Source organism: Homoserinimonas sp. OAct 916 (assembly GCF_003260275.1).
Classification (GTDB): Bacteria; Actinomycetota; Actinomycetes; order Actinomycetales; family Microbacteriaceae; genus OACT-916.
Genome location: NZ_QJHB01000006.1, coordinates 220,446 through 237,797, shown reverse-complemented (window position 1 = coordinate 237,797; position 17,352 = coordinate 220,446). Strand labels below are relative to the sequence as shown.

Below are 17,352 nucleotides of genomic sequence, written 5' to 3'. Positions count from 1 at the left end.
CGGGAGGGCCGCATCCGCACCGCACTGCAGGTCGCCTCGGTCGGGCGCTCCCTCTCGTGCCCAGTGTGCTTCTGCTGGCAACCTTCCTGTTGGGTCCGGTGATCTGGTCGTTCTATGGTTCGTTCACGAACTCGGCGCTCTCGGGACCCAACGCGAAGAATCCGCAATTCATCGGATTGAAGAACTACGTCGACCTGATGAACGACCCGGTCTTTCCTCTCTCGCTGATCGTCACTCTGGTGTTCGTCATCGTCTCGGCGATCATCGGCCAAAACGTGCTCGGCATGTCGATCGCCCTCCTGATGCAGCGTGCCAACCATGTCGTCGGCTCGATCGTCGGCACGTTGGTCGTCGCCGCTTGGGTGCTTCCGGAAATCGTGGCTGCATTCATCGCGTACGCCTACTTCTCCAATGACGGCACACTCAATCAGTTGTTGGCGCTGATCGGAGTCACCGGGCCGAACTGGCTGTTCAGTTTTCCGATGGTCGCGATCATCCTTGCGAATGTCTGGCGGGGCACGGCATTCTCGATGCTCGTCTACCAGGCTGCGCTCCAAGATGTGCCGACCGAGATCACCGAGGCGGCGATGGTCGACGGTGCAGGGGGAGTGCAGCGATTGATCTACATCACTCTGCCCATGATCAAGACGTCGATCTCCACCAACCTGATGTTGATCACCTTGCAGACTCTCTCGGTGTTCACCCTGATCTGGGTGATGACCAAAGGCGGGCCGGCCAGCGCTTCCAGCACCCTTCCGGTTCTTGCCTACCACGAGGCATTCCAGTTCGGCGACATCGGGTACGGCACGGCCATTGCGACCATCATGCTCGTGGTCGGTGCGATCTTCGCGACGATCTATGTTTTGCTTCTGAGATCGGAGGATCAGGTCAAATGACCGCGCCGATCACGAAGGCTGGCCCGGGCACCTCGAGCCGGGCCTCACGGCGCGCTTCGGGAGTGAGCGTTGCCCTGCCGGGCAAGGCGGTGCCCCGGCTGTTGGCGAATGTGATCCTGATCGTGATCGGGTTGTGCTTTCTCATTCCATTGGTATGGATGGTGTTGGCATCAATTGACCCGAAGGCGAGCTATCAGACCCAGGTGCCGCAGAGTTTCACGCTGTCGAACTTCAGCGCTGTGCTTACTCCGGAGCTGGCGTTCGGGCCCCTGTGGAACAGTTTGCTTCTCTCACTCGGAACCGCCGTGATCACCGTGGTGGTTGCAGTGTTGGCCGCGTACCCGTTGTCGCGCTATCAGGCGCGCTACAACAAGCCGTTCATGTATACGGTCCTGTTCGGAACCACACTGCCGATCACGGCAATCATGGTGCCGGTGTACAGCCTGTTCGTGCAGTTCAACCTGCTCGACTCGCTGTGGGGGGTCATCCTCTTCATGTCGGCGGCTGCTCTGCCAATCGCGATCTGGATGGCGAAGAACTTCATGGACTCGGTGCCCATCAGCCTGGAGGAGGCTGCCTGGGTCGACGGGGCTTCGGCGATGAAGGCTCTGCGCGTGATCGTGGTGCCGTTGATGCGCCCGGGAATCGCCGTCGTGTTCATCTTCGTGTTCATTCAGGCCTGGGGAAACTTCTTCGTACCGTTCATACTGCTGCTGTCGCCGTCGAAACAGCCCGCGGCGGTGAGCATCTACGCGTTCTTCGGCCAGTATGGCGCGATCGCGTACGGCCAGCTGGCCGCATTCTCGATCCTGTACTCAGTGCCGGTGATCGTCCTCTACGTGATCATCTCCCGCGGCGTCGGCGGATCGTTCGCGCTGGCCGGCGCAGTGAAGGGCTGAGCGCTCAAACGCTGTAGTACAGCTCGAACTCGTAGGGGTGCGGGCGGTGCGCCATCGGCTTGATCTCGTGTTCGCGTTTGTAGCTGATCCAGGTCTCGATCAGATCCTTGGTGAACACGTTGCCCTCGAGCAGGAACTCGTGGTCGGCCTCCAACGCCGCCAGCGCGCCCTCAAGAGTGTCCGGCACCTGGGGAATGCTCTTGGCCTCCTCAGGCGGGAGCTCGTAGAGATCCTTGTCGATCGGGGCGTTCGGCTCGATCCGATTCTTGATCCCGTCGAGGCCGGCCATCAGCTGGGCCGCGAACGCGAAGTAGGGGTTGCCGGTGGCATCCGGAACACGGAACTCGATGCGCTTCGCCGCGGCCTGGTGACCGGTGATCGGAATGCGGATGCAGGCGGAGCGGTTGCCGGCGGAATACGCGAGGTTCACCGGTGCCTCGAATCCGGGCACCAACCGGCGGTACGAGTTCACCGATGGGTTGGTGAACGCCAGCACGGCCGGAGCGTGCTTGAGCAGTCCGCCGATGTACCAGCGCGCCAGGTCGCTGAGCCCGGCGTACCCGGTCTCGTCGTAGAACAGTGGTTTGCCGTCACGCCAGAGTGACTGGTGCACATGCATGCCCGAACCGTTGTCGCCGAACAGGGGCTTCGGCATGAAAGTGGCAGTCTTTCCCCACTCCTGGGCCGTGTTCTTCACGATGTATTTGAAGGTCAACACGTCGTCAGCGGCGCCCACCATGGTGTCGAACCGGTAGTTGATCTCGCCCTGGCCGCCGGTGCCCACCTCATGGTGACTGCGCTCGACCTCGAGACCCGCCTCGGCGAGCTTCAAGCAGATGTCGTCGCGGATGTCCGCGTGCTGGTCCACAGGGCTGACCGGGAAGTAACCGCCCTTGAATGGTGTCTTGTTGGCCAGGTTTCCGCCGCGGCCATGCTGGTCCTTCTCGTTGCGACCGGAGTTCCAGGCGCCCTCGTCGGAGTCGACGGCATAGAAGCTGGAGTGTTCGTTCACCTCGTACCGCACGTCATCGAAGATGTAGAATTCGGCCTCGGCAGCGAAGTACGCGGTGTCAGCGATTCCGGTGGAAACCAGGTACTTCTCAGCCTTCCGGGCAACCTGCCGCGGGTCGCGGGAGTAGATCTCCCCGCTGCGCGGGTTATAGATGTCGAACAGCATGATCAGGGTTCGCTCCATACGGAACGGGTCTACGTACGCAGTGGTCACATCCGGGATCAGCTGCAGGTCGGACTCGTGGATGGTGGCGAATCCGCGCATGGACGAACCGTCGAACAGTTGGCCGCTTGTGAAGAAGTCCTCGTCGACGGTGGCGGCCGGAACGTTGAAGTGCTGTTGGGTTCCCGGCATATCGGTGAACCGGATGTCGAGAAATTTGACGTCGGTCTCGGCGATGAACGCGAGTACCTCGGCTGGGTCGGTGAACATGACGGTGTCTCCCACTGGATTGATCGAGCTCTTCTTGTGTCGAACGGGCCTGTTGATTCTGACCGGGCGGCTGCCCACGGCAACCGGATACACCCTACCGGGGCGGCATTTCTGGCCGGTGACGCCCATGTTTCGAGCATGTTACGTTCTGGCCGACGCGATAGAATCGCGTCGTGTCAGCAGACAAATCTTACCGCCGTACCTTCGGAGACGTGGCACCGAGCAGATTTCCCGGCGAACGGTTGGGGCTGCCAGTCTCGGGAAAGCACTCGGTGGCCCGGGTCGGTCGGCGTTTCGGCGCACTGTTCATCGACCTGGCAATAGCCGCGGTGATCTCGTGGGCGTTCTTCGATTACAACGGCTGGGCTTCGACACTGATCTTCGTCGGGTTGCAGATCATCGCCATCACGGTGATCGGCGGCAGTATCGGGCATCGGCTGGTCGGGATGCGCGTGATCACCCTGACGGGTCAACCCGCCGGGTTGTGGCGGCCGGTCGTGCGCAGTGTGCTGTTGGGTCTGGCCATTCCGGCTATGGTCTGGGACTCCGACCAGCGGGGATTCCACGACAAGGTCGCCGGCACGGTTCTCATTCGCGCCTGAACCTCTCGCATTCCGGCGCTCGGAGTCTGTCGACTCCGTGCTATTCGGCTTCAAGCCTGTTGCCCGGGGGCACTCGGTCCTGCGCCTGCCGAGCCAGCGGCCGCACTTCGCTCAGCGCGGTCGCTGTGCCTTGACCTTGAACGGGTCAACACCCTTGGGGATCGGCAGACCCTTGTCGCTGAGTGATGTGAGCCTGTTGCTCACCGCGAGCACTTCGGCCTTCGTCAGCACCGGCTTGATCTTCGCCAACTTGCCGACGATCTTGTGCAGTGGAACCGCATTGTCGTCGGGGCCGACATTCATGGTGGTCACCGGAACGTTGGGCAACACGCGCTGCACTTTGCGGCGCTCGTCCTCGACCATCCGATTCATTCGGCCCTTGGGGCCCTCACTGATCAACACAACCCCGCCCCGCCCGACGGCACGGTAGATGGCATCCTGGGTCTTCGGGTTGACCGAGACCGGCATCTCACTGCCACGCCAGCCCTTGCGGAGGGGGCTGCGCAGAATGGCACCCACGGCACCGGGTTGGCCCTCGATCTGCGAATACGCCGCCCGCTCGGCGCGTCGCCCGAGGATGATCAGCGCGATCAGCAGCCCGCCCATAACGCCCGCGACGATCCACATGCCGATCGCGAAGCCATTGCCTGGGGGAAATACGAGAACGAAAACGAGTGCGGCAAGCACCGGGAGGATGAACCCGAGCGCCATGAACCACTGCGCGTTCGGGTCGTACCGGCGGGTCATCTTGAAGACCTGCCACATCTGCTTGAAGCGGCCGTCGGACTTCTTCTTCTTTTTCTTCGACGACTTCTCGTCCTTGCTGCGTGCCATACCTCCAAGGATATCGAAGAACCACACCCGTACCTGTCAGCTGCCCCGGGTGAGGGTCAGGAGGGACCACTTATCCTCCACAACCTCCCGACTGCGACGCATACTCCCCATAAGCGGACACAGTGGGTCCACGCGGCGCGCAGCGCGGAAACTCGGAGTATGTGGAGAAAGAGGCAGGGCTTGCCCGGCCGAAAAGTTGACGTCGAACGTGATTCGGTGCAGGGTGGATCGTTCGGCGCCACAGAGGCGCTCTCTTCGCGGTTTCAGCCGCGGGCCGAGCAACCGATCTCGCCTCTCGTCGCTCCCGCAGTGGAAGACGGGCCCCAACTACTCATCGGGCATCGGATCATCCGGCTGCTCGGGCGTGGCAGCCGGGCGACGGTGTATCTCGGTCATAGGGTGGATGCCGCCGTACCCGCCCACGCGGGCGTAGACATCAACACCCTCGGACCCTCGATTGCCAGGAACGCGCACCCGTCGTTGCGGCACGCTGACTTCGAGGTGGGCGACCTGGTTGCCCTGAAGATGTTGCACTCAGCCGTCGAACCGTCTTCGATCGACCTCGAGGTGCGGGTTCTGACGGAGGTCGCCAATCCGCACGTACTCGGCCTGAACGACATAGGAACCTCGCCCGGTGGCGGGGTGGTACTTGTGCTGCCCCACCTCGCCGGCGGCACTCTCAGGCAGTTGCTGGATCGTCGTCTGCTCCAGCCGGGTGAGGCGGTGAATATCCTGGTGCCGATCATCACCGCCGTACTCGGGTTGTTCGAGAACGGATTCTGGCATCGTAGCCTGACCAGCTCACGGGTCATGTTCGACTCCCGGGGCACCCCAGTGCTCGCGGGGATGGGCCGAGTGGCTCAACTGGGAGCCGGTACCGGCCCGATCGAGGCACGGCGCCACCGAGAAGAATCGGAGATCTGGGAATCTGTGGTGGCGTTGAGCGCAGAGGTCTTGGAGCGTGTTCCGGGCGGTCGGTCGGATGAGCGGTGGCTGGGTCTCAAAGTCAGGCTCAGCCAGTCCACTCCGGATCCGATCCTTCTCCGCGTGGCCGAGGAACTGATCGCGCGGTTGTTCGAGTGGGCGCACCCGTGTGCCGTTGCCGACTCCGGGCCAGAAAAGGACCGGTCGACTGCGGCTTCCTCACGAATTCCCGGGCGCACCCATCGCTTCACCGGGGAGGGATCCGATCCGGCCGAGCCTGATAATGCGCCGTTTCGACGAAGCTGGTTGGCGGTGTTACACCTGCCGGCTGAACTGCGCCAACTATCGGAACGTGCCCTTGACCAGAGCCCCGTACGCGCCGTGAAAGATGCCTGGCGAACTGTTCCCGGACGTGCGCGCCGTATGCTCGTGATCGGAGGGCTGGTCTTCGCTGTGCTGGCCACCGCGTTACTGCTCGCGACTCCGAACGACAATAATGCTCTCGACCCACGAGGTGACGGTGTCGGTACTGTCGGATACGAGCTCGGCACGTCGACACTGCGTCCAGCCACCACGACGCCAAAGCGTGCCATTTCGCACGAGGCCGCCACGGGTGAGGGCGAGTGGTCGATCGGCGAGGGCGAGCAGGCGATAGTTCAGGGAGACGACCCGCTGGCTGCCGTCGAAGTGCTCTTTGCCGCCAGGCAGCGGTGCTTGCAGCAGGAGTCTCTGGTCTGCCTGCATGATGTGGTTCAGGACGACACCGCCCTGATGGCCGCCGACCGTGCCCGGCTGGGCGACCATTCGGTCGGTGCATCCCGTGACGGAGACGCCACCCCGTCGCCGGGCCCACAGACGCACCGTGCACGGCTGGTTGAACGCTCCGGCGATGCTGCGTTGATCCAGTGGGAACCTCAGGCTGCAAAAGAGAGCCAGCCGGTCTCCGTTCTCTTGCTGAGAACAGAGACCGGCTGGCGGTTACGCGAGATCTTCGACTTTTGACCTGGCGCGGCTACAGGTTGGGGAGCGCGCGTTCAGTGCCCACCCTGCCGGGGTCAGATGCCGAGGTCGGCTTCGAAGGCGGCATTCTCCAGTCGGTCCTTGATCGTCACCAGGAATCGGGCAGCGTCTGCGCCGTCTACGATGCGGTGATCGTAGGAGAGCGCCAGGAACACCATGGACCGGACCGCGATCGCGTCACTCCCGTCGACGGAGACGACCGCCGGCTTGCGCGTGACGATCCCCGTGCCGAGGATCGCCGATTGCGGGAGAAAGACCAGCGGGGTGTCGAACAATGCGCCGCGCGAGCCGGTGTTTGTTACGGTGAAAGTGCCGCCGGACAACTCGTCCGGGGTCAGCTTGTTGTCTCTGGTGCGCTGAGCGAGGTCGGCGATCTCACGGGCGAGGCCGGCGAGGTCGAGGCTCGACGCATTGCGAATCACCGGCGTCAGCAGGCCTCGCTCGGTGTCGACGGCGATGCTGATGTTCTCGTGGTCGGGGTAGACGATGCTGTCACCGTCGACCGTGGCATTGACGATCGGGTAGGCCTTGAGCGCCTCCGCGGCAGCCAGCGTGAAGAACGGCAGGAACGAGAGCTTCTGGCCGGTCTTTGCCAGAAACTCATCTTTGACCCGGTGGCGGAGTGCAGCCACAGCGGTGACATCCACTTCGACGACCGAGGTGAGCTGTGCGGTCGCCTGCATCGAGATGACCGCGCGTTCAGCAATCACCTTGCGAAGCCTCGACATCGGCTGGGTTGTACCACGGAGCGGCGACGTCTCGACTGCGGCTGCAGCAGGGGCGGCAGTGTCTGCCGAATCGCGGGCATCGAGCACATCCTGTTTGCGGATGCGACCTCCGACGCCGGTGCCTGTCACGTTGGCAAGGTCGACTCCAGACTCGTTGGCGAGTTTGCGCACGAGCGGCGTGACGTACTCGCCGCCGGAGGAGCCAGTGGCCGGAGCGGGTGCTGCCTGCTGGGCGGGTACATCCTGAGCTGGAGCGGACTGCTCGGCAGGAGCCTGCTCTGCAGGAGCCTGCTCGACGGGAGCGGCCTGATCGGCTGCAGCTTCCTGGGCAGGGGCGGCCTGTTGTGCTGCGGGAGCGGCTTCCTGAACGGGTGCCTCCTGAACTGGCACAGCTTGCTCTGCAGGAGCCTGTTCAACGGCAGCAGCCTGCTGAACAGGTGCAGCTTCAGCAGGTGCAGCTGCGGCCGGTGCAGCTTGTTCTGCGGGCGCTTCCTGAGCCGGCGCGGTGTGCTCTGAAGGAGCTTCCTCGGCCGGAGCGGCCTGCTCGGCCGGGGCCTCGTCTGGTGCACCGGCAGCGGAACCGTCGCCGATGCGCACCAGTGCGGTACCCACCTCGACCGTCTCGTCCTCCTGCACCAGGATCTCTTCGATGACACCGGCGATGGGTGACGGAATCTCGGTGTCGACTTTGTCGGTCGAGACCTCAACCAGCGGCTCGTCGACCTCGATCCGATCTCCTACGTTCTTCAACCATCGGGTGACCGTACCCTCGGTGACACTTTCGCCAAGTGCCGGGAGGTTGACGGATTCGCTCATGGGCCTGTTCTCCTTCAATAACAAAAGTTCAATGGTTCGTCAGATTGTGAGTCGAGCCGTCACATTGCGTGCAGTGGTTTGCCTGCCAGGGCAAGGTGTGCCTCGCCCAAAGCCTCGTTCTGTGTCGGGTGGGCGTGAATCAGTCCGGCGACGTCTTCGGGGTAGGCCTCCCAGTTGACGATCAGCTGGGCCTCCCCGATCAATTCTCCGACTCGGGCGCCAATCATGTGGATACCCACCACGGGGCCATCGTTGACCCTGACCAACTTGACGGAGCCGCTGGTGCCGATGATCGAGCTCTTGCCATTGCCGCTCAGGTTGTAGTCGTAGGTCGACACGGAGTCGGCGCCGTACTTCTCGGCGGCCTTGGCCTCGGTCAGGCCGACTGAGGCAACCTCCGGGTCACAGTATGTGACTTTCGGGATGTTCACGTCTTCAACGATCTGCGGGTTCAAGCCAGCCAGTTCCTCAGCGATGAAGATTCCCTGCTGGAAGCCACGATGCGCGAGCTGGAGCCCGGGAACGATGTCACCCACGGCGTAGACGCCGGGAACGTTGGTGGCGAGGCGCTCGTTGGTGAGCACGAAACCACGATCCATCGTGATTCCTGCCTCTTGGTAGCCCAGACCATCGGTGGCGGCGCCCCGGCCGACGGCGACCAACAAAAGTTCACCGTCGAAGGTCTTACCATCTTCGAGTGTGACCTGGACGCCGTCATCGTTCTGGGTCACACCGGCGAAACGCACACCGACCGAGTAGCCGATACCGCGGCGGCGGAAAGCGCGCTCGAGCTGTTTGCTGATGCTAGGCTCCTCATTCGGAACCAGGTTCGGCAGAGCCTCGATAATGGTCACTTCGGAGCCGAACGAGCGCCACACACTCGCGAACTCGACCCCGATGACCCCGCCGCCCAAGATGATGACCTTCTTCGGAACATAGTCGAGTTCGAGAGCCTGGTCGCTGGTGATGACGCGGCCGCCGATGTCGAGCCCGGGGAGCGACCGGGAGTAGGAGCCGGTGGCGAGAATGATGTGCTTGCCGGTCAGGGTTGTGTCACCGACTTGAACGGTGGTGGGGGAGGCCAGTCTGCCTTCGCCCTCGATCACCGTGATCCCGCGGGCCTTGATCAGCCCGCTCAGCCCCTTGTACTTGGAAGCCACGATCGATTCGCGGTAGTTCGTCACCTGGGCGATGTCGATGCCTTCGAATGTCGCTTTCACGCCGTACTTGGCGGAGTCACGAGTGTAGTCCGCCACCTCTGCAGCGTGCAGCAGGGCCTTCGTCGGGATACAGCCACGGTGCAGGCAGGTGCCGCCGAGCTTGTCCCTCTCGACCAACGCCACGGTGAAACCGAGCTGTACTGCGCGCAATGCAGCCGCGTAGCCCCCGCTTCCGCCCCCGAGAACGACGATGTCAAAGTTTTGTTCCGACACTTAGGCAACTCCTCGTGCATCCAGATACGTGTCACGAACCCGCTCGAGAAGACCGGGCCCTGATGGGCAGGCGTTTGCCGCCTATACGACCTTACTACGGGCGGGAAAAGTCCTCCGCCACCGCGAGCAGCGTGCGCACCATAACGGCGGTGCCGCCGGGGCCGGTGAAGCCGTACGGTGCCGACGAGTTGTCGGCCGGCCCGGCAATGTCCAGGTGCGCCCACGGGATGGACTCCTGCGGGTTCGAGCCGTCGACGGGGGTGCCGAATTCCTTCAAAAAGACTCCGGCGAGGAGCATTCCCGCCGCCGAGTTGCCGATCTTGGCGTTCGCAATGTCTGCAACCTCTGATTTCAGGAGGGCACGCAGTTCTTCGGGGAGGGGCATCGGCCAGACCAGCTCGCCTGCCCTGCCCGCTGCATCGCGAACCCGGTTGACAAGTTCGTCGTCTCCCATCAGGCCCGAATAACGGTTGCCCAGCGCCACCACTTGGGCGCCGGTCAGCGTGGCAACATCGATGATCGCGTCTGGCGACTCCTCGCCGGCGGCGATCAGTCCGTCGGCGAGAACGAGCCTGCCCTCCGCATCGGTATTGAGCACCTCGACGGTGCGGCCGCCGCGGATTCGCAGCACGTCGTTCGGTCGGGTGGCAGTGCCAGAAGGCATGTTCTCTGCCAGGCAGAGCCACGCGGTCAATCGCACCGGCAGCGCAAGACGTGCCGCAGCGAGGATGGTGCCAAGGACGGTCGCAGCCCCGGCCATGTCGTATTTCATCCCCACCATGGAGGCGGGGGGCTTCAGCGAGAGTCCGCCGGTGTCGAAGGTGATTCCCTTGCCCACGAGAGCCAGATGGCTGGTGGCGCCCTCCGGCGTGTAGCTCAGTTTGACCAGCCGTGGAAGCCTGCTCGACCCCTTGCCGACACCGAGGATCCCACCGAATCCGTCGGCCTCGAGCTCGTTCTCATCCCAGACCTTCACCGACAATGGAAGGTCAATGGTTTCGTCGACGGCGATTTTCGCGAACGACTCCGGGTAGAGCTCTGCGGGGGGCGTGTTGACGAGGTCTTTCACCAGTCGCACCGACCGCGCGAGCGCGGTCGCACGAGCGATCATCGTCACGGAATCAGATGTCGACGCGTGCACCGTCAGTTGTTCCACCACCGGTTTGACCGAGTCGGCCGACGCTGACTTGAATGCGGTGAAGGCGTAGGCGCCGAGCGCGGCACCTTCGAGAACAGCCTGCACCTCGTCGTCGTCACCCAGGGGAAAACCGAAGGAGACGTGTTTGACACCGGCCAACTGCCGCACGGCAGAACCGGCAGCATGCCGCAACGTTGCTGCCGTCGGTGACCCCGATCCCAGCCCGATGACCGCGATGGAGGATGCGGAGCCGGCGAGGGCGGGCAGCCGCGTCAGTGCATCCGGTGCCGCCGAGACCGCCAGTACCCCCAGTTGCTCCTGCACGGCGGCAAAGTCTCCCTCGGCGTACAAGACGCTTTCGTTATTCGTGCTTCGCACCCCGATCACCAGAACGTCAGAATCGGAGTCGATGGCGGGGAGGGGGCTGATGGAGAGCTGGGGCAATGTCATGTTTCGATGCTAGCGAAGATGACCTGAACGGTTCCGGGAACCGGTGCTCAGCCCGCCCGAGTGTGGAAGGCAAGCGTGACGGTTAGAGTTAAGGCATGCGTGATCCTGCCGAACTTTACGAGCTGAGCCCGGAGGGGCCGGTGATTCCCCCCGGCCTTCCACTCATCGTTGGCCTGACCGGATTCGCCGACGCTGGCAGTGCGGTGAGCCAATTCGGGGACTACATCCTTGAATCGCTGCAGACAGAACTGGTTGCGAAGTTCGATACCGATGAATTGCTGGACTATCGCGCGCGGCGACCGATTGTGCTCTTCGAACACGACCACCTCACCGAATACAACCCGGCGACACTCCGGTTGTTTCTGGTCTGGGACGAGATGCACTCGCCGTTCTTGCTGTTGACCGGTTTCGAGCCGGACTTCAAATGGGAGCGATTCGTGCAGGCGCTCATCGACTTGATCGCCCGATATCAGGTGTCGTTGACCTGTTGGCTGCACGCCATCCCGATGCCGGTGCCGCACACCCGTCCGATCAGTGTGACGGTGAGCGGCAACCAGGCGGAGCTGATAGAAGCTCTCTCGGTCTGGAAGCCGACCACGCAGGTGCCCGCGAATGTGGTGCAGCTGCTGGAGTACAGGCTGTACCAACAAGAGGCTCCTGTCGTCGGCTATGCGCTTCTCATCCCGCATTATCTGGCTGACACCGAATTTCCGACGGCTGCGCTGACCGCGATGGACTGCGTGAGCACCGCGACCGGATTGATTTTTCCGACCGACCACCTTCGGGAGGCCGGGCGTGAATTCGTCACGAAGATTGACGAACAAGTTGCGAATAACGAGGAACTCGCTCGGCTGGTCGGCGCGTTGGAAGAACGTCACGATACCTACATGGAGGGAACGGCACTGCGTTCCCCGTTGACGGATGAAGACGGAGAACTGCCCACCGCCGACGAGATCGCGGCCGAACTGGAAAAGTTTTTGGCCACGAAACGACACAGGGACGGCGACCCACCGACGGCCTGAGCCGTCTGTGCCGCGCCAGCCCACGTGTCGGCAAAACGATGAACACCCGCCGATCCTGGCTTGTCTTTTCCGTTGGAACGTTCGCCTACCTCGCGGCCGTCTTGCAGCGCACGTCTCTCGGGGTGGCCGGGGTGTCTGCCGCCGAGCGGTTCGACACGTCGGCGACGTTCCTGTCGTCCCTCGCGGTCGTTCAACTGGTGTTCTACGCGCTGATGCAGGTGCCCGTCGGAATTCTGATCGACAGGTTGGGTCCGCGCTTTCTGATCCTGATGGGAACGGCACTCATGATCGTGGGGCAGGTCACTCTCGCAGTCGCACCCGGTATCGGGATGGCCCTGGTCGGCCGCATCCTGGTCGGAGCGGGCGATGCGATGCTCTTCATCTCGGTGATTCGGTTGATCAGTTCGTGGTTCACTGGTCGGATCGTGCCACAGCTCGCCCAGTGGACCGGCAACATCGGGCAGCTCGGGCAGATCCTTTCGGCTGTACCGTTCGTCTGGTTGCTGCACAGTGTCGGCTGGACGCCCGCGTTCCTTTGGGCCGCTGCACTCTCGGTGGTCGCCTTCGTCGCCGTTCTCGCCTCACTGACCGATAACCCCGCAGGGGTCCGCCCCGAAACGGTTCCCGGCACTTGGGGTCTCGCCATCCAACAGTTGAAGTTCAGTTTCGCGCGTGCGGGCACGCAACTGGGGTTCTGGTCTCATTTCGTCACTCAGTCACCGGGAACTGTATTCAGCCTGCTGTGGGGTTTTCCGTTCATGGTCTACGGCCTCGGGTATGAACCCACGCTGGCCGCGGCGTTGCTGACCATTCCGGTGTTCACCGGGATGGTGGTCGGGCCCGCACTCGGCCTCTTGTCTGCCCGGTACCCGACCAGGCGCAGCAACCTGATCCTCACTGTGGTCTTCATCATCGCTGCGGCCTGGGGCCTTGTTCTGCTCTGGCCGGGTGAGCCGCCGTTCTGGGCCGTCGTTCTGTTGATCATCAGCATGGGGATCGGCGGACCTGGTTCCCTGATCGGTTTCGACTACGCCCGAACCTTCAACCCGCTGCGGAGCCTGGGGGTGGCGACCGGAATCGTGAACGTGGGCGGGTTCACCGCGTCATTCGTAACCATGTTCATGATCGGATTGATCCTCGACCTGCTCAACAGGATGCAGGGTGCGTCGGATGCGCTCTCAGTGTTGTATTCGTTGCCGAATTTCAAGGTGGCGTTCAGCGTGCAATACCTCATGCTGGCATTCGGAGTGTTCATGGTGTTTCGCTACCGGCGCAAGACTCGACTGCTTCTCTCGAGGGATGAGGGAATTGAAGTGGCACCGATTTGGGTTGCACTGGGGGACAGGTGGTTCAAGCCGCGGAAGAAGTGAACCGTCTCGGAACACGCGTGGCTGTTACGCATACTGAAATATGCAATACTTGTCAATAGGACCCGTTCGAGCTTTCGGTCGTTCAACCGCCTGCGGTTGTGACAGAAAGACTTGACATGGGTCTTAGTAATGTCCGCATTCAACCGGAACCAGCCGGAAGTGCCCCGAATTGCAGGTGGTGGGCTGGTGTGAAAGGTAACGGAATGGCCATCAAGGCTCCACAGGAAAAGACTGAGGCGGCCCCGGCTGCACGCAAGAAAACGGCGGCAAAGACTGAGACTTCGGCGACCACAAGCGCCACAGTGAAGTCAACTGCCACCGGGTCAACTGCCACCGAGTCAGCCGCCACGAAGGCTGCTGCGACGAAGACGCCCGCCAAGACCGCAGCGAAGACTCCAGCGGCCAAGACACCCGCGGCCAAGACACCCGCGAGCAAGACGCCTGCGAGCAAGACGCCTGCCACGAAAGCGGCCGCGGCCAAGGCAGCGCCCACCAAGTCCGCTGCTGAGAAGGCGGGGGCCTCTGCTCCGGTCGCCAAGGCCGCGCCCGCCCAGAAGGCGCCTGCCAAGAAGGCCGCGCCCGCCAAGGCCGCCGCCCCGGCCGCGAAGAAGCCAGCGGCGAAGAAGGCCGCCACAAAGCCGACCACGAAGGATGAGGCCCTCGCGGTCGCCTCCGCCGATATCGAGGTCGATGACGACCAGGACGAAGAGTCCACAGAGACCACTGGTTCTGCCGGATCCCTGCCGACCGGGGCAATCGTTCTCACCGCGAAGGAAGACGACGATGATCTCCCCGTCTACTCCGGTGCAATCACCGGAGCCACCGCCGACCCCGTCAAGGACTATTTGAAGCAGATCGGGCGCGTGGCCCTGCTCAACGCCGCCCAAGAAGTCGAACTGGCCATGCGGATCGAGGCAGGACTGTTCGCCGAGGACCGGCTGGCTGACGGTGAGAAGCGCACCAAGCAGGAGACCCGCGAACTGCAGTGGGTTGCCCGTGATGGTCAACGCGCGAAGAGCCACCTGCTCGGTGCCAACCTGAGACTGGTGGTCAGCCTCGCCAAGCGCTACACCGGGCGTGGCATGCAGTTTCTCGACCTCATCCAAGAGGGCAACCTGGGTCTTATCCGTGCGGTTGAAAAGTTCGACTACACGAAGGGCTTCAAGTTCTCGACCTACGCGACCTGGTGGATCCGGCAGGCGATCACCCGTGCCATGGCCGACCAGGCGCGCACGATTCGGATCCCCGTGCACATGGTGGAGGTCATCAACAAGCTGGCGCGGGTTCAGCGCCAGATGCTTCAGGACCTCGGCCGGGAGCCAACTCCCGACGAGCTCAGTCGCGAACTGGACATGACCCCGGAGAAGGTCGTCGAGGTGCAGAAGTACGGTCGCGAGCCGATCTCACTGCACACCCCACTGGGAGAAGACGGCGACAGCGAGTTCGGCGACCTGATCGAAGACACCGAGGCAGTGGTTCCAGCCGATGCCGTGGGCTTCACCATGCTGCAGCGTCAGCTGGAGTCTCTGCTCGACTCGTTGTCCGAGCGCGAAGCCGGCGTGATTCGCATGCGGTTCGGACTGGGCGACGGAATGCCGAAGACTCTCGACCAGATAGGCGACACCTTTGGTGTGACTCGTGAGCGCATTCGGCAGATAGAGTCCAAGACCATGGCCAAACTCCGGCACCCGTCGCGCTCCCAATCGCTGCGCGACTACCTCGAGTAGGGAGAACGCAGGAATGCGTTACACGGCAGCCGTTCTGAGCGGACGGCTGGTGCGACTGCTCGCCCGCATTCGAAAGCCCGGCGGCGGCTCGGCCATCCCGGGACTGGTGGTCAACACAATTGCGCCGGGATACCTCGGTCACGCGTTGAAGAGCTTTCCTGATGGTCTGGTCATGATTTCAGGCTCGGCAGGCAAATCAACGATCACAAAAATGGTGGTGGCGGTTCTGGCTGCGCACGGCGTGGAAGTATTCACCAACCCATCGACGGCCAATATTGCGCAGGGGCTCACCTCGGCGCTGTTGGAACGTTCTGACCTGCGTGGCCGGGTTCATCAAAGAATGGCCGTGCTCGAACTCGACGAGGGGCACGGCGCTGCCCTGGTCGAGCGTGTGCAGCCGGATATTCTGTTGCTGACGAACGTCATGGTCGACCAGATCGATCGGTTCCACGATTCCCAGATGGTGGCAGACATGTTGCACACCATGGCGGAGGCGACCGGGGGCACCGTCATTCTGAATGCCGATGACGCTTTCCTCATGGAGATTGCTGGCGCACCCGACGTGCTCGCGGCCATCCGGTATTTCGGAGTGTCTGACGAGGTATTGGCCGCGAACCCGCGAGGGCTCGGCTACACCGCAATGACCGATGTGAGGCTCCCCGCAGAGGATGGCACTCTGCTGGTCTCCGTCGCTGCCAGAGAAGCCGAGGTCGTTCACGCGGGCGAGGTGTGCCGGGTGACGTTGCCGGCCCGGGGTGTGCATTACGCCGTTGACGCGGCCGCTGCGATCGAGACCGCGGCAACGATACTCGGGGAATCATTCGACCTCGCCCTGGCCGCGAAGACCATCGGCTCATTGCCGCCGGTGTTCGGCCGTGGTGAGGTCGTCGAAATCGGGGGGGAGACCGTGGAGTTCATCCTCGTGCAGAACCCGGCCAGCTACCAGTTGAACCTCGACAGCATGGAGGCGAATACAGAACAAGTTCTTCTCGCAGTCGGTTCTGACGTCCGTGACCCGTCGTACCTGTGGCCGGTGGACACCTCAGGCCTCGGAACTGTGAACATGGTGACGGGATCGAAAGCCTGGGATGCCGCGCTGCAACTCGTCTACGACGGGGTGGCTGTCGACCGGGTGGAGCCTGATCTGGCCGCCGGTTTGGACGCATTCCTCGCGCTTCCGAAGCCTGCGGTCGGTCACAAGACGATCATCTTCACCGCCGATGCCATGCGGCGAACCCGGGTTCACCTCGGGCTGTCTGTGAACAAGGAGACCGTCTGATGTCTGACGGCACCGAACGCGATGCGTTCGTGATCGCGACCCTGTTTCCGAGCATCCTCAACACCAATGGCGACGCTGCGAATGCACGGGTGCTCGCCCAACGGGCGCGCTGGGCAGGAGTCGCCAACGTCTCGCTCATCGAGGTAGAGCACGCCAAGCAGATGCCGCGCGACGTCGATTTCGTTGTGGTCGGTGCGTGCAGCGAACCCGACGTGGTTCGGGCGCACGAACGATTGGCGGCGGTGCAGCCCGCGCTGGAGGCAGCTGGTACCGCCGGAGTTCCGGTGCTCGCAGTGGGCACCGGCTGGTACCTTTTGAGCCAGCGCTTCCTGACGCCCGGGCGGTCATCGGAGGCAGGGCTGGGCCTGTTCAGCGGATCCGCATCCAAACGCAGCCAGCGCATCAGCGATGACCTGGTCGTGGACACGGCGTACGGTCAGTTGGTGGGCTACGAGAACCACTCCACCGACTATCGGTTGGGGCAGGGCGAGAAGCCGCTCGGAACCGTGGCTTACGGGAGCGGCAACGGTGACGGAGCCGAAGGCGCACTCACCGGCTCATTGGTCGGCACCCACCTGCACGGCCCGATTCTGGCCCGGAATCCGAGCTTCGCCGATCATCTGCTGTCTCGTGCACTCGAGCGCACCGGACGCACACTGCCAACGTCTGCGCGGGCGCAGGAAGCCGATCGGTTCGCAGCCAATGCGAGGTCAGCAGTGACGACCGCGCTCGGCCTCTGAGCGCTTTCTCGGTGGATGGGCCAACTCAGT

14 protein-coding genes are annotated in these 17,352 nt (G+C 63.0%); 9 read left to right on the top strand and 5 right to left on the bottom strand.

Annotation, left to right across the window (positions count from 1 at the left end):
- The first annotated feature begins 56 nt into the window (after positions 1-56).
- Positions 57-896 (top strand): carbohydrate ABC transporter permease, encoded by an 840-nt coding sequence (locus tag DL891_RS09100; RefSeq protein ID WP_232819086.1) that lies wholly within the window; start codon positions 57-59, stop codon positions 894-896.
- A complete protein-coding gene (locus tag DL891_RS09095; protein WP_111720099.1) occupies positions 893-1,795 on the top strand; it encodes a carbohydrate ABC transporter permease in 903 nt (300 codons plus the stop codon). The genes DL891_RS09100 and DL891_RS09095 overlap by 4 nt, the downstream gene beginning before the upstream one ends.
- Before the next feature lie 4 nt (positions 1,796-1,799).
- Here the strand turns inward: DL891_RS09095 and glnA are convergent, their stop codons facing one another.
- Positions 1,800-3,239, bottom strand: a complete 1,440-nt coding sequence (glnA, locus tag DL891_RS09090; RefSeq protein ID WP_111720141.1) for a type I glutamate--ammonia ligase — start codon at positions 3,237-3,239, stop codon at positions 1,800-1,802.
- A gap of 173 nt (positions 3,240-3,412) precedes the next feature.
- Between glnA and DL891_RS09085 the strand changes: the two genes are divergently transcribed.
- Complete coding sequence (locus tag DL891_RS09085; protein WP_111720098.1) at positions 3,413-3,841, top strand: RDD family protein; 429 nt, start codon at positions 3,413-3,415, stop codon at positions 3,839-3,841.
- Positions 3,842-3,952: 111 nt separating this feature from the next.
- On the opposite strand, the gene DL891_RS09080 is transcribed toward DL891_RS09085, so the two are convergent.
- A complete protein-coding gene (locus DL891_RS09080) occupies positions 3,953-4,675 on the bottom strand; it encodes a DUF4191 domain-containing protein (RefSeq protein ID WP_111720097.1) in 723 nt (240 codons plus the stop codon).
- A 159-nt stretch (positions 4,676-4,834) separates the two neighbouring features.
- Here DL891_RS09080 and DL891_RS09075 point away from each other — a divergent pair, with 159 nt between their 5' ends.
- Entirely contained in the window at positions 4,835-6,601 is a 1,767-nt protein-coding gene (locus DL891_RS09075; protein ID WP_111720096.1) for a protein kinase family protein, read from the top strand.
- A 53-nt stretch (positions 6,602-6,654) separates the two neighbouring features.
- On the opposite strand, the gene sucB is transcribed toward DL891_RS09075, so the two are convergent.
- The 3 genes from sucB to DL891_RS09060 form a co-directional block, all read right to left on the bottom strand.
- Positions 6,655-8,163 carry a 2-oxoglutarate dehydrogenase, E2 component, dihydrolipoamide succinyltransferase gene (gene sucB, locus DL891_RS09070; protein ID WP_111720095.1) on the bottom strand — a complete coding sequence of 503 codons (1,509 nt, stop codon included), beginning with the start codon at positions 8,161-8,163 and terminating at the stop codon, positions 6,655-6,657.
- A 59-nt stretch (positions 8,164-8,222) separates the two neighbouring features.
- Entirely contained in the window at positions 8,223-9,596 is a 1,374-nt protein-coding gene (lpdA, locus tag DL891_RS09065; RefSeq protein WP_111720094.1) for a dihydrolipoyl dehydrogenase, read from the bottom strand.
- Between the two features lie 94 nt (positions 9,597-9,690).
- Positions 9,691-11,184 carry a leucyl aminopeptidase gene (locus DL891_RS09060; RefSeq protein WP_111720093.1) on the bottom strand — a complete coding sequence of 498 codons (1,494 nt, stop codon included), beginning with the start codon at positions 11,182-11,184 and terminating at the stop codon, positions 9,691-9,693.
- 95 nt (positions 11,185-11,279) lie between these two features.
- On the opposite strand from DL891_RS09060, the gene DL891_RS09055 reads away from it, so the two are divergent.
- The 5 genes from DL891_RS09055 to DL891_RS09035 all read left to right on the top strand — a co-directional run bounded on the left by DL891_RS09055 (position 11,280) and on the right by DL891_RS09035 (position 17,322).
- Complete coding sequence (locus tag DL891_RS09055) at positions 11,280-12,206, top strand: proteasome assembly chaperone family protein (RefSeq protein ID WP_111720092.1); 927 nt, start codon at positions 11,280-11,282, stop codon at positions 12,204-12,206.
- A 38-nt stretch (positions 12,207-12,244) separates the two neighbouring features.
- On the top strand, positions 12,245-13,576 hold the full coding sequence (locus DL891_RS09050; RefSeq protein ID WP_111720091.1) for a nitrate/nitrite transporter: 1,332 nt from the start codon (positions 12,245-12,247) through the stop codon (positions 13,574-13,576).
- A 203-nt stretch (positions 13,577-13,779) separates the two neighbouring features.
- Positions 13,780-15,303, top strand: a complete 1,524-nt coding sequence (locus DL891_RS09045; RefSeq protein WP_111720090.1) for an RNA polymerase sigma factor — start codon at positions 13,780-13,782, stop codon at positions 15,301-15,303.
- A gap of 13 nt (positions 15,304-15,316) precedes the next feature.
- Positions 15,317-16,582, top strand: a complete 1,266-nt coding sequence (locus DL891_RS09040; protein WP_111720089.1) for a MurT ligase domain-containing protein — start codon at positions 15,317-15,319, stop codon at positions 16,580-16,582.
- Positions 16,582-17,322: a type 1 glutamine amidotransferase gene (locus DL891_RS09035; protein ID WP_111720088.1), complete on the top strand. Its 741-nt coding sequence runs from the start codon at positions 16,582-16,584 to the stop codon at positions 17,320-17,322. Before DL891_RS09040 ends, DL891_RS09035 begins: the two co-directional genes overlap by 1 nt.
- The last annotated feature ends 30 nt before the right edge of the window (positions 17,323-17,352 follow it).

Bases quoted from the DNA above. Each gene is read 5' to 3' on its own strand.
- DL891_RS09095 (WP_111720099.1), top strand. From the start codon at position 893: ATGACCGCGCCGATCACGAAGGCTGGCCCGGGCACCTCGAGCCGGGCC.
- glnA (WP_111720141.1), bottom strand. From the start codon at position 3,239: ATGTTCACCGACCCAGCCGAGGTACTCGCGTTCATCGCCGAGACCGAC.
- DL891_RS09080 (WP_111720097.1), bottom strand. From the start codon at position 4,675: ATGGCACGCAGCAAGGACGAGAAGTCGTCGAAGAAAAAGAAGAAGAAG.
- DL891_RS09075 (WP_111720096.1), top strand. From the start codon at position 4,835: ATGTGGAGAAAGAGGCAGGGCTTGCCCGGCCGAAAAGTTGACGTCGAA.
- sucB (WP_111720095.1), bottom strand. From the start codon at position 8,163: ATGAGCGAATCCGTCAACCTCCCGGCACTTGGCGAAAGTGTCACCGAG.
- DL891_RS09060 (WP_111720093.1), bottom strand. From the start codon at position 11,184: ATGACATTGCCCCAGCTCTCCATCAGCCCCCTCCCCGCCATCGACTCC.
- DL891_RS09055 (WP_111720092.1), top strand. From the start codon at position 11,280: ATGCGTGATCCTGCCGAACTTTACGAGCTGAGCCCGGAGGGGCCGGTG.
- DL891_RS09050 (WP_111720091.1), top strand. From the start codon at position 12,245: ATGAACACCCGCCGATCCTGGCTTGTCTTTTCCGTTGGAACGTTCGCC.
- DL891_RS09045 (WP_111720090.1), top strand. From the start codon at position 13,780: ATGGCCATCAAGGCTCCACAGGAAAAGACTGAGGCGGCCCCGGCTGCA.
- DL891_RS09040 (WP_111720089.1), top strand. From the start codon at position 15,317: ATGCGTTACACGGCAGCCGTTCTGAGCGGACGGCTGGTGCGACTGCTC.
- DL891_RS09035 (WP_111720088.1), top strand. From the start codon at position 16,582: ATGTCTGACGGCACCGAACGCGATGCGTTCGTGATCGCGACCCTGTTT.